Here is a 13028-nt window from a genome sequence, read left to right on the forward strand (position 1 = left end):
GGCGAAGCTCTGAGAGTGGGCCGACCCGCAGTGCTACGGTTCCCGTTGGCCCCTGTGGAGAGGTGATCCGATGAGCAACCCCACGTCAGAGACGCTGGTCACCCTCGGGCGCTGGTACGTACGCAACGCGCCCGGGACCTTCGGAAAGGCGCCGCTGGCGGGTCGCTACCTCAATCCGCGGCTACGGGACGAGCCGCGGCGGCGCGTCATCGAATCCACGACCGGAGCCCGTTTCGCTGTCGATACCCAAGACCTCATCCAGCGATATCTCTACCTGTTCGGGGTATGGGAGCCGCGGATGACGCAGTGGCTCCAGCGGCGGCTCCGGCCCGGGGACACGTACGTCGATGTCGGCGCCAATGTGGGGTACTTCAGCGTGCTCGCCGCGCAACTCGTCGGCGCCGAGGGGCGGGTCGTGGCGATCGAAGCGTCTCAGGCCTTCAACGACCGGTTGGAGCAGAACGCCCGGCTCAACGACCTCACCAACATCCGCGCCGTCCACACCGCCGTCTCCGACAAGCAGCAGACGCTCACCTTCATACTGGCCAGCTCCGCCAACATGGGCGCGAACAGCATCGTGCCGTGGGACGGTCCGGCGGAGTCGACGTTCGACATCGAGGCGTTCCCGCTGCCCGAGGTGCTTGAGGCGGAGGAGATCACCAAGGCGCGCGTCATCAAGATCGACGTCGAGGGCGCGGAGGGCAGCGTCGTACGCGGCATGGTGCCGCTGCTCGACCAGCTCCGGCCGGACGCGGAGATCACGGTCGAGGTGACCCCGGAGCGCATGACCCAACTCGGCGACTCCGTAGAGGAGTTGCTGGACTCAATGCGCGAGCACGGCTTCCACGTCTACCGGCTCGCCAACGAATACGCCGCAGCGACGTATCCGTCCGCACTACGCGGCCCGTCGGCCGTACCCGTCCGCTGGCGGGGGCCCGTCACGGACGAGAGCGACCTTATTTTCTCCAAGGTGGACGCCGAGACGCTGCCGTAGCGCCAACAAGGCCCGGCGCTCCGGGAATTGGAGCACCGGACCTGTGCCCGTCAGGTTGCGGGATCATGTCGCGTGACGGGCGAGCCAGTCCTCGCGGGCGGCGACGAGCCGTGGCCGTACCTCGTCGTCCAACAGCGCCGCGTGAGCCCGTAACTTGGCTGCGACCTCGGCAAGAGCGGGCGGGGAGAGGGCGTGCATCCAGTAGTTGCCGACGATCTTGATGTTGACCACTGGCATCCTCGGCAGCGGGCCGCCGACGTACGGGTTGCAATCGATACTCGTCCGGAAGACCTCAGTCTCCTGCCCCTCTTCGCCATCGCAGGCGACCGGTAGACGCTGGCCGAGGAAGCGAGCCCAGTGGTTCATGTCGGCGAGCAGCGTGGGTAGTTCCTCAAGGAGTACACCCGTCTCGCTCGGGTCGGCCTCGGCCCAGTCGGGCAAGTAGCCCGAGGCGGTGCAGCCACAGGTGGTGGTGATGCGCCAGGTACGGCCTCCCGTTTCGGCGGCCTCGCCCGGCCTCTTCTCCGGCCCGAGCGCGGGCACCGACCCATCACGCGTACGGGAATCCGCTGCGTTGCTACTACTCACGGCGTGACCCCCTCTACTCGGCGTTGCCGTCGACACTGACAACCGCCCACACGAGCTTGCCGACTCCTTCGCGCTTGCTCACTCCCCACTGCGCGCCCGTGATCGCGTCGACCAGTGCCAGGCCACGCCCTTCCTCCGCGTCCGTCGGTACCTTCCGCAGCACCGGCCGCTTCTCGCTGGCGTCATGCACCTCGATCCGCACTCCGCCACCCTCGCGCTCGCATCGCGTCTCGATCTCACGACCGTACGGAGGGCGCGCGTGGCAAACCGCGTTGGTGAGGAGTTCGGACAGGACGAGTTCGGCTGATTCAGCCAACTCGCCCAGCCCCCAGGCATTCAGCACATCTCGCAGTTCGCGCCGCGCCTGTTGGACGCGCCGGGGGCTGCGAGACCACCGACGCACCCAGACCAGCGTGGCGCTCTCGGGACAGGGCAGTGCGCTCATCGCGTCTCCGCTTTCTTGTCGGTCTTCTTGTCGGTCTTCTTGTCGATCGGAGTGACGAAGGCGACCTCCGCACGATCGCCGGGGAGTACGAGAAGGACGTACGCCAACACCTGGCCGTCGTCGGCGGTGATGGTGCGCTCGATCGAGAGGACGGGTGTACGGGTGGCGATCCGCAGCGACTGTGCTTCCGCCCCCGTGGGGAATCGGGCGGTGACCAGGTCGGTGCTGTTCGCCACGGGCTCGCCCGTCGCAGTGGTGAGGCTGCGGACGATGTCGTCAGCCCAAGGAGACGCGCTGACAGGGGGGTTCCTGACATCGCTGGTCGCACGGGTGACGGCGTGGGGAATGTAGAGGTGCGCGAGCCCCTGCGGGGAGTCGTCGCGATGGCTCAGGCAGACGTATTGGGTGATCGGCGCGTCCGGCGGTGTGCGGAGCCGGGCGGCCAGGTCTCCGGTCGCGGTGATGTCCGCTGAGCTGACGATCACTTGGAGACCGTCATCGCCATCGACGGCCACACCCGGGTAGGTGAGGCGTTGGGGCGGTCGGCGGACGAAGTTGCCGCGCCCCTGGAACTTCTCGATCAACCCCTCCGTGCGGAGCAGTTCTAGGGCATCACGGAGAGTCGGCGTACTGACGTGATAGCGGGCGGCGAGCCGGGTCTCCGGCGCCAGCCGCTCGCCGACCGCGAGCGCACCTGAAGTGATGAGGCGGCGGAGGTCGTCGGCGACATGCTGATGGCGGGAAGTCATGGGGAGGCAAGCACCTCCCCGGCCAGCGATGGGTTGCGTCGCCAGGCCCGTTCCTCAGGGCTCAGGACGTACGGGCGGACGAGCGGGGTGTCGTCGGCGAGCCAGATCACAGCGGCTTGTGAGCGCTGCGGGCGACGTAAGACAGGCCATGTCTGCGGGCTCGCGTGCGTCGCGAACGGGCCCTGTACGGACGGGCGTTGTCGGTGACGCCCGGGAGCGGAGGCGCACTGCCGCGCTATCCAAGTAGCAACGTGGCGAATGTGGTTGAACACGCTGGTCAGCTCCTACGGCTGATGGTGGTGTCCCTCGGCGTCGGGAGACGTGGGGGTGTTCTTGGTGACGGCGGCCCATAACGAACGGCCGCGTGCGCCGCTGTCGGCGAGGCCGAACCAGTCCGCCGTGGCGAGCAGTGCCAGCACCTCGCCCCACGCTTCGGTGGGGAACGCGGCGGGCAACGCAGCCTCAATCCGCGTGTGGTCCCGGTACTCCTTCACGGCCGGGGTGAGTCCTACGGCGGCGAGGCCCGCGCGGATGTCCTCGGTGCGGGCTTCGGGTTCGGGCACAACGCATCTCCGTCACCTCGGAAGCACTCTCAGTGAAGCTAGTTAACTAGATTAGAGCTAGTGGACTAGATTGTCCACATGCCTGAGCAGCCGCCCTATCTCCGCATCGCCGACGTGCTCCGCGAGCGCATCGAAAGCCAGGAGTGGACACCCGGAGACCGCCTGCCGTCCCGCGGCGAGTTGGCCCAGGAGCACGGCGTCGGCGAGAACGTCATCCGGCGCGCTCAGGAGCTGCTGATCTCGCGCGGCATCCTCGAAGGGCGCGCGGGATCAGGGACGTACGTGGCCGCGCCGCGCGAACGCGTCCGCATCGTGCGCGCGACCTACCGCGAGCAGGCTGGCGGATCGCCGTTCCGCGCGGACATGTCCGCGCTCGGCAAGCGTGGGACGTGGGAGAGCCGGACCGAGGCCAAGGTGCCGGTACCGGCTGACATCGCGGCCCGTCTCGGCATCGCCGAGGGGGACCTGGCCGTGCGCACCGCCTACGAATTCCTGGCGGACAGCAAACCCGTCCAGCTCTCGACCAGTTGGGAGCCCTACGCCCTGACGGCCGGCACGCTGGTCGTACTCCCGGAGGGCGGCCCGCACGCCGGCGCCGGAGTCGTCACCCGCATGGCAGAAATCGGCATCACGGTCAGCCACGCCGTCGAGCGCCCCGAGCCCCGCGTCGCCACCACCGAAGAGGCCACCCTCCTCGGCATCCAACGCGGCTCACTGGTCACCCACATCAGGCGCACGTACTACAGCGACGATGGCCAACCGGTAGAGACGGCGGACATCGTGGTGCCCGCCGCCTTGTGCGAGATCGTCTACGAGGTCCCCGTCACCTCCTAGCCAGCGTCAGTTAAGCCCGAGATGCGGCGTACTCCGATTCGACGGCACTCCATGGGCGTTACGGTCTTGCCTCCTGTGCGCGGGCCGTGCCCTTCGCGTACTTGTCGCCTAGCCGACGAAGCTTACGGCGCACCCGTTCACCGAGCTTCTCGGGATTTGGAGCGCCTGTTGAGCGGGCCGCCTCGGCCCAACTGCGAATTGCTGGGTCGCGTGCCCAAGCTAGCGCCACATCCAGCTCATCTGCACCAAGCTCCATCAGGATGGTCTCGATCTCCGGGAGCAGGTCCGCGTCCGGCCGTGTCTTGGCCGCAACCAAGTCCCCTAAAGTCAAGCCATCAGCGATTGGAGTGTTGAGCAGGGCGACCCTTCGACCCCCCGCTTGGTGTTCCCACAGCGGCTTGAGTTGTCTGTGCACGCGGCTTGCCTCACGTTTCACGTGGCGCGGCACGATCAGTGAAGCATCCTCCTCCCCGAGAAGGGGCACCCAGTCACCGAGGAGAGCAGTAGAAACAGCCTCCCTCCAACTTGCCGCCTTTGCCTGGCTGAACCCGAGCGTGGAACGCGCGACGTAGTCAACAGCGTCGTCGTGACCGCAGACCGCGGCTTCGCGGCCCGTCAAAAGGGAGGCCAGCGGATCACCCTGCCAGTACCAGCATCGGGCTTGCATAGTTGCAACATAGGCAAACATCGCTCGCTCGCGCGGCGTAAGCGCCGCCCTAGGCGGATACGTGCCCGTGATCATGTTGTAACGCGACGTGACGTCGGATGTCGGGTAGCACAAATCGATGTAGTCGAACCCCTCTTCGCCTCTTGGTGCTGTGACCGGCCCGAGAGTCATTGCGTGTGCCCTTCTCGACTGTCGATGAGCGTCTCTTCTACTGGCGACGGGGGAAGGCGTATTCGGCAATGACTCTTGAATTATTTTGAGTGATCTACATCACACATGGCGAACACGCAGTTCAGCGGTGCGGACACAGCTCCGCCGAACAGCCGACGCGGCACCAAGAAGATGACCGTCTCGAAGGTGTCAGGAAACCATCGGTGATCAACCTCGACCACCTGCCGTCCACGCCGCCGACATGAGCGCTGCCGCGCGGGCGCCGACTACGGCCATGCGGGCTTCGCGCTCTGCCTCGTCGGTGTGGGTGGGCTGGGCCGTGGCTTGGCCTTCCCACTTGCGGTAGAGCAGGCCGTATTTGCGGGTGAAGTAGCCGCGGCTCACGACGTTCAGGGCGAGGAGGAGGCCGGTGTCCTCGGAGGCGGGGAGGGCCATCCAGCCGCCTAGGGCCAGGAGGAGGTCTCGGCGGACGAAGAGGGTTGCGGGGTGGACCTGGGCGCGGAAGTTGTGGGCTTTCCAGTGGTCGAAGACGGCGCCGCGTTCGACGGGGCCGCCGTCAGGGTCCTGGTCGAAGCCTGCGGTGGAGCCGTCAGGGAGGAGGTCCAGGACGCGGGAGGTGGTCCAGCCGAGGGTGGGGTCGGCTTCCAGGAGGGCCAGGTCGCGGGCCAGGGCGCCGGGCGTCAACTGGTCGTCCGCGTCGAGGACTTTGACGTAGTCGCCGCCCGCGTGGGCCATCGCCATCATGCGCGCGACGCCGGGGCCGCCAGGGCGCCCCTGGCCGAAAGTCACACGCGGGTCGTCAGGTACGAACGGGGCGACCGCGTCGCCCTTACCGTCCTCCTGGATGATCCAGTGCCAGTCCCAGCCGTCCGGAAGTTCCTGGCTGACCAGCGACTTGTACGCGTCCGCGAGATACGGCGCGGCCGGTTCGTGGACGGCGGTGATGACGTCGATGGTGCGCCGGGTCACGGCGTTCACCACCTTTCCAGGTCGGTGGTGAAGAGCAGTTCCGTGCGGTCACCGGGCAACGTGACGTCGGAGATGTCGACCGGGCGGCCCTCGATGTCGTACGAGGTCTTGCGGAGGACGAGGACGGAAGTCCCCGGTGGCAGCCCCAGCTCCTCCGCTTCCTCAGCGGTCGGCGGGCGGGCGGTGATGCGCTCCTCGATCCGGCCCAACTCGATTCCCACGGTGAAGAGCTGGCTCTGCGTCCCCCCTGGCCAGGGCTCCTTGGTCTCATCCAGGAGATCAGGGTTCTCCGCGACCACGTCCCGGACGAGGTAGGACCGTACGAGGTTGAACGGCGCGCTCTCCGCCCGATACCGAGTGCGGTAGGTCCGCTCCAGGAGCGCGGTCCCGACCGGGACACCGAACGCCTCGGCGATCTCCTCCTCCGCCTTGATCTCGCGGTACGCGGCGTAGAAGACGAGGTCGTTCAGTTCGAGACCGGTGTCGCGCTCGGTCGAACCAGTCTGGGCCCGCTGGGGCTCGGGCTCGCGAGCGCGGTCCTTCTCCCACTGGTGACGGCCATTGGTGCGCTGGACGAGGGTCCGGGGGCGGCGGACGAAGTTGCCGCGGCCGTGCACCTTCTCGATCAGGCCCTCGGCCTGAAGCAGGCTGAGCGCTTGCCGGAGGGTCGGAAGGCTCTTCCCGTACTGCTCAACGAGCTTGGTCTCAGAGGGCAGTTGGTCACCAGGATGCAGTTCACCTGCACGGATGAGCTGACGGAGATCGTCAGCGATCCGCTCGTATGCCTTGGCCATGGGGCCTCACCGTCCTGATCCGTTAGCAGCCCCAGGATACAAGTCATCAAGAGGTCTTGACGAGTGAGTGACCCATGCCTCATAGTCGTTTCCACTCCTAAAGAGGACTTGAGGACAGGTTCTCTTGAGGATAGATGTGAGAAGGACGCCCGGAGGGCCCCGCGACAAGGGTCCGAAGGCAGCGCCAGCTCCTTGAAAACTCCACAGAGTGCCTGAACGAACGAGTGCTTTTGATCCCGGCACGGCGGCCCTGAGCTGCGGTGCCGGAGGTCATGACCACTCGCTCCCAGAGCCGGTGGCAGCAACAGCCGTCGTCAGATCGCAGACAGCGCCGTCGGCTCTCCCACCCCTCAGCCTCAGGAGAGAGCCATGTGTACGTATGGAGGCCGCTGCGACGTCGTCGACGACGAATGTGAGTTAGCGGACGCCCCTGACCACTTCCGGGAACTGTTCCTCGGTCCCCCGGACGAGTCGGACGAACAACGCGCCGCCCGTGTGGAGGCAGCCCGCGAAGTGCTCGCGGAACTGCTGGAAGAGGGCGCGTCCGACCACATCACCAGGGAAGACGCGCTCTGCGCACTGTGGCTCGGCGGCGTCGCGCTGCTGAGGAGCAGTCGCCACACGGTGCGGCCGAGTCGAGCGGGGGAGGCGGGGTGATCGCGGCCCCGCCTCGACCCGTTGCCAGCACGCTCGACGCGGCGTACGTCTGCGTCGCCCTGGTCGCCGTCGCCCTCGTCTGGCTCATCGGACATAACCGCAGCCGGGGTACTCCCGCCATCCGGGTCGCCGCCCTCGCGGCGATCGGCTGCACCGCCTACAGCGCGGATACGTCCTGGCGCTTCGCCGCCGACTACCTCGACATGGCGGGTACGGTCGAGCGCGCCGCGATGTTCGGCGCAGCCGAACTCGCCCTGTTCGCAACCGCATTGATGGCCCGGCAGAACCTCAACGGGCCTAACGCGGCGCCGGGCGTCCCCGGAGTCCTGGTGTGGGTCATCACCGGGGTGCAGATCATCCCGGCGTACGCCGAGTCCGGCCTGGTCGGCGGGACCGTACGCGCCTTCGTCGGTCCGGTGATGGCCGCGATGCTGTGGCACCTCGCCATGGGAATCGAGCTTCGGCACCGCAAGCCCGAGGCATCGTCCAACGGCTTCGGCACCCTGGTCGCAAGGGAGTTGCGTGAACGACTCCTCTCTCGCCTCGGCATCGCCGAGCGGCAGCGGGACGCGGCGCAGATCACCCGCGACCGGGCCACCGTACGAGCGGTCGCTCTCGCGTCCCGCCTCGCCGAGATGAGTCCCACCGACCGTGGGAAGCGGCGCGGGCGCGGGATCGCGCGGCGCCTGTCCGTCGCGGTCGCCAAGTCCTCGGTCGGCAACGACCGCGAGCAGCGCCGCGTACTGCTCGACCAACTCGCCGCGCGGCGGAACGCAACCGCGCTGGCGACCGTTGAATTGATGTCGCCGTGGGATGAACGTTCACCGGACCCCACCGCGTTCGCCCTCGCCGCGCGCACACGCGACGAGATGGCACGGGCCACCGCGAACATCCGCCGTTACCCGCGCACGCTGTTCACCGACCTTCCGCCGATGGATGACCCGGACGACGGCGGCCGATCACCTGAACGCACGCCCGCCAAGCTCGGTACCGCCGAGGCCATGGCGGCCATCGAGCACGGTTGGGCCGACGGTCTCAGCGTCCGCGAAACGGCGCGGCGGGCGACACGGGCGCCGAGCTACGTACACGGCGTGTTCGTACGGCTCGACGCAGAACGCGGTCCCCGTCCAGTGAACGGCCCGGCCGGATCAGCGCGTACGGCGAAGCAGCCTTGACGGCTCGCCGCTCACTTCTCAACACCGGGGCCCGGCCGCTGCTTTGGCGGGTAGGGCCAGGCCCCGGCGTTCCCTCCCAACCAGGAAAGGAATCGCCAGTGAACCACGAGAGGCAAGACCCGGGGCGAGCGCCGTTAGGGCTCGCCCCGGAAGAGACGGCAGACCCTGACGGGTCAATCGAAGTCGACAAGCCCCGCAGCCCGACTGGCCCTGGGCTGATCGATCGCGTACGCGGCGCCAAGCGACGGCCGGTCGTCCCGGCGTGGGCGCGGTCGCGACGTGAGTTCGAGTCGGCGGCGCACGGCGTCGCCGTGTACGCCGGACACGTGAGCGCGTATCACGCGGTGCGTACACCCTGGTACGCGCTGAGGCTTACGCTCCGCGCGCCCCGTGGCGTCGCCCGTTTCGTCGGTGGATCGCTGCGGTGGCTGGTCGACGCCGAGGGTGAGCCGTTGCGGCAGGCCGCGGCCACGCGCGGCGACATCGAGGAGTACCTGAAGCTCTCGCGGCAGCGTGACCGGCGAGTGCGGTGGCGTGCGGTTGTCGGCATCGTCGTCTCGGTCGTCGGGCCGGTCGTCGCCCTCGGGTCGTACGTCCTGGCGCCGGGCTGGCTGGTCGCGATATCAGGTGTGGTGGCCACCGCGGCTCTGGGACGGCTCGGCCAACCGGCAGATGATCCGGTTATCCACAGGGCTGTGGAGATTCCCAAGGCCACGAAGCTGACGAGTGACATCGTGCTGCGGGCCCTCGGAGCGCTCGGCATCCCCGCGATCAACCAGGCTCAGGCCAAGGGCGGTCCCGGTTTCGCCTTCACCGCGCCCATCACCCGCGACGGCCCCGGCTGGCTCGCCGAGGGCGACCTCCCGTACGGCGTCACCGTCACGGACGTGATCGACCGCCGCGAACGGCTGGCGTCCGGACTGCGGCGTCCGCTCGGCTGCGTATGGCCGGAGGCGGTGCCGGACGAGCACACCGGGCGGTTGCGGCTGTGGGTCGGCGATCAGGACATGTCGCAGACGAGGCAACCGAAGTGGCCGCTCCTGGACTTCAAACCGCTCGACCTCTTCAAAGCGCAGCCGTTCGCTACCGATCAGCGCGGGCGGTGGGTGCTGACGTCGTTGATGTACGTCTCCGGGATCGTCGGCGCCGTGCCCAGGATGGGCAAGACCTTCCTACTACGGCTCTTGCTCCTGATCGCGTGCATGGACCTGCGCGCGGAGATCCACGCGTACGACCTCAAGGGGACGGGCGACCTGTCGACGGTCGGCCGCGTCGCCCACCGCTACCGGGCGGGCGAGGAGGACGAGGACATCGCCTACGCCCTCGCCGATCTCCGCGAGCTGCGCGCCGAGTTGAGGCGACGGGCGAAGGTCCTTCGCGAACTGCCCAAGGATCTCTGTCCCGAGTCCAAGGTCACGTCCACGCTGGCGGACATGAGGAAGCTCGGCCTGCACCCCATCCTCATCGGCGTGGACGAGTGCCAGAAGTGGTTCGAACACCCCACGTATGGCGCTGAGTTCGAGGAGCACTGCACCGACCTCGTCAAGCGCGGCCCCGCACTCGGGATGACGTTGCTGCTCGCCACACAGCGGCCCGACTCCAAGTCACTGCCGACCGGCATCTCAGCGAATGCCACGCTGCGTTGGTGCCTGAAGGTCATGGGTCAGATCGAGAACGACATGGTCCTCGGCACTGGCTCGTACAAGCGCGGCATCCGCGCGAATCTGCTGGCCTGGGCCGACAAGGGCATCGCGTGGTTCGTCGGCGAGGGCTCGGACGCACGGATCGTGCGCTCCGTCTATCTCGACGCGCCCACGGCTGACGCGCTCGCGCTGCGTCTGTACGAACTGCGCAAGGCGGCGGGTCGCCTCACCGGGCACGCCCTCGGCGAGGAACCCGAGGGCGGAGCTTCCCCCTCGTACGACCTGCTCGCCGATCTGCTCACCGCCATCCCGTCCGGGACGTCGAAGACCTGGAGCGAGGACATCATCGCCCGCCTCGCCGAACTCCGGCCGGACGTCTACAGCGAGTGGAGCCCTGAGCAACTGGCCTCCGCCGTAAAGCCGTACGGCATCCGCACCGTGCAGGTGTGGGGCACGACGGAGGACGGCAAGGGCGCGAATCGGCGTGGGGTTCGGCGCGCCGACGTGCTCGCCGCCATAGCGCAGCGTGACGGCGACAGCGCCGCCGCTTAGCGACTCCGGCTAGCACCGCGCCCCGCTAGGTCTAGCGCCCCCGCTAGCGCCCCAAAGGTCTTCTGACCTGGCATCTAGCCGCTAGCGGCCCACTTCACGCATGCCCTGATTCCGCCCTGGAAGGGGTTCTCATGCCTTCGCTCGTCAGCGCTATAGCGCTCATCGTCATCGCGGGACTCTGTTACGCCGCATTGTGCGCCGCGAGTCCGCTCGGCAGTTGCCGCAGGTGCCGCGGATTCGGCTTCAAGGTCAAGCAGAACCGGCGCGGCCGGATCGTGCGCGGCCGGGAGTGCCGACGCTGCCGTGGATACGGGCAGCGGGTCCGCGTCGGACGTCAGCTCTACAACGTCGCGACCCGGCTGCACCGGGAGGGGACGCGCTGATGGCCTTCAGCATTTCCGCGCTCGTGCTCTTCGGCGCGCTGCTCGCCCTGCTCACGCGCTACCGCGCGGTCGGGGCCGGGGCCGCCGTCGTCGCGCTGCTCTTCGGCTTCTACCTCGCACGCAGCAACGCCGCGCCCTCGATCGACCAGATCATGTCCGCGCTCAGGGACGCGATCCCCAACTCCGGCAAGTAGCCGTCAAGTGTCCTCGTAAGGAGGCAACTTCATGTGCACGCCCGCACTCGCGGCATCCCAGCCGCGCATCTCCCTGATGGCCATCAGCGAACTCCGCGACGTCCTCACCGCCCTCGAACTCGGCCAGGGCCCCACCGCCGTCGCCGGTCTCATGGCCATCGACCCCGAGTCCTGGCAGGCCATCGAGCAGCGGCTCGCGGCCGTCGGCGGCGACCTGCGCACGGTCCTCCAGGCCACCTCCGTCGGCGCCCCCGTCCTCCCGCACCTCGCCTGAAGGCCTGACGATCCCCGTGCGAGCCCAACCCCTCATCCATAGACGGGGGTTGGGATCGCGCGGAGGACCGGACAGCCCGCCCGGCCCGCCCAACGGAGGAACCCCATGCCCGCCATCGCCCCGGACTGGCACCTCAGCCTGACCGACAGCGTGTACGCCCTCGGCGCAGCCGCCCGTGAACTGCGCACCGCCCACAGCCACGCCCGCCACACCGCGTGGACCGCCGACCCCGCACGCATCGTCCCCGTCGTCGGTGTCCTCACCGTCCCCGACGCCGAACCCGTCCGCCCGCACGACGAAGCGCTCTGGCAGCTCAGCGACCTCTACATGGTCCTGGAGCACCAGACGAAGGAGTTGTACGAGAACGCGGCGCTCGGCTACGCGTACGGCACCGCCGCAGCCATCGCCGCCGTCCTGCGCAGCGAGCGCCCCCGACACGTCGAACTCCCCCGCGACCGCCACGGCAACTACACCGTGACCGCGGACGGCATCCCCGACGTCAGCCAGTCCGTCACCAGCGACGCCGGAGGCCACGAACTCGCCGACCTCCGCGCCCGGATCATCGAGAGCGAGCAGGCGCAGAACGCCGCCGAAGCCCACGGGGAAGCGGAGTTCTCCACCACCGTCGCCGACCTGGCGTACGCCTACGGCGAGCGCGCCGGGCGCACCCTCCAGCACCTCATCCGCTTCGCGGACGCCCACGGCTTCCTCCAGGCGGGTTGACCGTGGCCTACACCCGCCCCCTGAACGCCCACATGATCCACTCCTGGGACGGCGCCGCCTGGGAGGTCTTCGTCGCCGAGCCCGACGAATCCCGCTGGGCGCACGTCCCGTTCCCGGTCGGCGACGGTGTCCCCACCGTCAGCGCCCGTACCGCCGCTCTGCGTGCCCTCGGCTACGCACCGCTCACCGCCGACACCGCCTGGGAGTGGATGGAGACCTTCTTCGAGGGCGACCCCGAAGGCACCGTCTCCCTGATCGCCAGCGTCAAGGTTGCCCCGGCCACGCCGACCGACGACCCCACCGACACCTGACTCCGCCCGGGGCAGCGGCCAATCCGCCAAGAACACCCGCTGCCCCGGCCCTCCCATCCCGAACACGACACAGGAGGAGCCCCCAGCATGCCCCACAACTCGTCGCCCTCGCAGCGCGGCAGCCGCGCGCCGGGCCGCCCGCGTCCGCCGACGCGGCACCCGAGCCTCAAACTCCCCGAAGTCCTGGACGAGATCGGCATGTCCCGGTCCGCCTTCTACCGCATGCGGGCGCGCGGCAAGGCGCCGAAGTGCATCAAGTTGCCGAACGGCCAGCTCCGCGTGCGCCGCGGCGACCTCGACTCCTGGCTTGAGGGCCACGAAGAGTCCGCCTTCTGACGCCCT

At 68.6% G+C, this 13028-nt stretch carries 17 protein-coding genes and 1 pseudogene; 11 read left to right on the top strand and 7 right to left on the bottom strand.

Annotation, left to right across the window (positions count from 1 at the left end):
* The first annotated feature begins 70 nt into the window (after nucleotides 1-70).
* Complete coding sequence (locus ABZX65_RS09850; RefSeq protein ID WP_355336571.1) at nucleotides 71-994, top strand: FkbM family methyltransferase; 924 nt, start codon at nucleotides 71-73, stop codon at nucleotides 992-994.
* Nucleotides 995-1057: 63 nt separating this feature from the next.
* Here the strand turns inward: ABZX65_RS09850 and ABZX65_RS09855 are convergent, their stop codons facing one another.
* The 4 genes from ABZX65_RS09855 to ABZX65_RS09870 form a co-directional block, all read right to left on the bottom strand.
* Nucleotides 1058-1582, bottom strand: coding sequence for a hypothetical protein (locus tag ABZX65_RS09855; protein WP_355336572.1), 525 nt, complete (start codon nucleotides 1580-1582; stop codon nucleotides 1058-1060).
* Nucleotides 1583-1595: 13 nt separating this feature from the next.
* The gene (locus ABZX65_RS09860) at nucleotides 1596-2027 is read right to left on the bottom strand and encodes an ATP-binding protein (RefSeq protein WP_355336573.1); all 432 of its coding nucleotides are present in this window, start codon (nucleotides 2025-2027) and stop codon (nucleotides 1596-1598) included.
* Nucleotides 2024-2776, bottom strand: a complete 753-nt coding sequence (locus tag ABZX65_RS09865) for a GntR family transcriptional regulator (RefSeq protein ID WP_355336574.1) — start codon at nucleotides 2774-2776, stop codon at nucleotides 2024-2026. Before ABZX65_RS09865 ends, ABZX65_RS09860 begins: the two co-directional genes overlap by 4 nt.
* A 284-nt stretch (nucleotides 2777-3060) precedes the next feature.
* The gene (locus ABZX65_RS09870) at nucleotides 3061-3339 is read right to left on the bottom strand and encodes a hypothetical protein (protein WP_355336575.1); all 279 of its coding nucleotides are present in this window, start codon (nucleotides 3337-3339) and stop codon (nucleotides 3061-3063) included.
* 78 nt (nucleotides 3340-3417) lie between these two features.
* Here ABZX65_RS09870 and ABZX65_RS09875 point away from each other — a divergent pair, with 78 nt between their 5' ends.
* Nucleotides 3418-4173, top strand: coding sequence for a GntR family transcriptional regulator (locus ABZX65_RS09875; protein ID WP_355336576.1), 756 nt, complete (start codon nucleotides 3418-3420; stop codon nucleotides 4171-4173).
* 58 nt (nucleotides 4174-4231) lie between these two features.
* Here the strand turns inward: ABZX65_RS09875 and ABZX65_RS09880 are convergent, their stop codons facing one another.
* The 3 genes from ABZX65_RS09880 to ABZX65_RS09890 form a co-directional block, all read right to left on the bottom strand.
* Nucleotides 4232-5011 (bottom strand): hypothetical protein, encoded by a 780-nt coding sequence (locus ABZX65_RS09880; protein WP_355336577.1) that lies wholly within the window; start codon nucleotides 5009-5011, stop codon nucleotides 4232-4234.
* Nucleotides 5012-5218: 207 nt separating this feature from the next.
* Nucleotides 5219-5989: a glycosyltransferase family 2 protein gene (locus ABZX65_RS09885; RefSeq protein ID WP_355336578.1), complete on the bottom strand. Its 771-nt coding sequence runs from the start codon at nucleotides 5987-5989 to the stop codon at nucleotides 5219-5221.
* Nucleotides 5986-6774 carry a GntR family transcriptional regulator gene (locus ABZX65_RS09890; protein ID WP_355336579.1) on the bottom strand — a complete coding sequence of 263 codons (789 nt, stop codon included), beginning with the start codon at nucleotides 6772-6774 and terminating at the stop codon, nucleotides 5986-5988. Before ABZX65_RS09890 ends, ABZX65_RS09885 begins: the two co-directional genes overlap by 4 nt.
* Before the next feature lie 369 nt (nucleotides 6775-7143).
* Here ABZX65_RS09890 and ABZX65_RS09895 point away from each other — a divergent pair, with 369 nt between their 5' ends.
* The 9 genes and pseudogenes from ABZX65_RS09895 to ABZX65_RS09935 all read left to right on the top strand — a co-directional run.
* Entirely contained in the window at nucleotides 7144-7431 is a 288-nt protein-coding gene (locus ABZX65_RS09895; protein ID WP_355336580.1) for a hypothetical protein, read from the top strand.
* 59 nt (nucleotides 7432-7490) lie between these two features.
* Complete coding sequence (locus ABZX65_RS09900; protein ID WP_355336755.1) at nucleotides 7491-8606, top strand: hypothetical protein; 1116 nt, start codon at nucleotides 7491-7493, stop codon at nucleotides 8604-8606.
* 176 nt (nucleotides 8607-8782) lie between these two features.
* Nucleotides 8783-10801, top strand: coding sequence for a cell division protein FtsK (locus ABZX65_RS09905; RefSeq protein WP_355336756.1), 2019 nt, complete (start codon nucleotides 8783-8785; stop codon nucleotides 10799-10801).
* Between the two features lie 131 nt (nucleotides 10802-10932).
* The gene (locus ABZX65_RS09910; RefSeq protein WP_355336581.1) at nucleotides 10933-11184 is read left to right on the top strand and encodes a hypothetical protein; all 252 of its coding nucleotides are present in this window, start codon (nucleotides 10933-10935) and stop codon (nucleotides 11182-11184) included.
* Nucleotides 11184-11378 (top strand): hypothetical protein, encoded by a 195-nt coding sequence (locus ABZX65_RS09915; RefSeq protein ID WP_355336582.1) that lies wholly within the window; start codon nucleotides 11184-11186, stop codon nucleotides 11376-11378. The genes ABZX65_RS09910 and ABZX65_RS09915 overlap by 1 nt, the downstream gene beginning before the upstream one ends.
* A 31-nt stretch (nucleotides 11379-11409) precedes the next feature.
* Entirely contained in the window at nucleotides 11410-11652 is a 243-nt protein-coding gene (locus tag ABZX65_RS09920; RefSeq protein WP_355336583.1) for a hypothetical protein, read from the top strand.
* Between the two features lie 105 nt (nucleotides 11653-11757).
* Nucleotides 11758-12375 carry a hypothetical protein gene (locus tag ABZX65_RS09925; protein ID WP_355336584.1) on the top strand — a complete coding sequence of 206 codons (618 nt, stop codon included), beginning with the start codon at nucleotides 11758-11760 and terminating at the stop codon, nucleotides 12373-12375.
* A gap of 2 nt (nucleotides 12376-12377) precedes the next feature.
* Nucleotides 12378-12686 carry a DUF6303 family protein gene (locus ABZX65_RS09930; RefSeq protein ID WP_355336585.1) on the top strand — a complete coding sequence of 103 codons (309 nt, stop codon included), beginning with the start codon at nucleotides 12378-12380 and terminating at the stop codon, nucleotides 12684-12686.
* Nucleotides 12687-12851: 165 nt separating this feature from the next.
* Nucleotides 12852-13022: pseudogene (locus ABZX65_RS09935) on the top strand (helix-turn-helix domain-containing protein); the annotation flags it as partial.
* Nucleotides 13023-13028: the final 6 nt, after the last annotated feature.

Source organism: Streptomyces sp. NPDC003300, from assembly GCF_040610915.1.
In the GTDB taxonomy this organism is placed as follows: domain Bacteria; phylum Actinomycetota; class Actinomycetes; order Streptomycetales; family Streptomycetaceae; genus Actinacidiphila.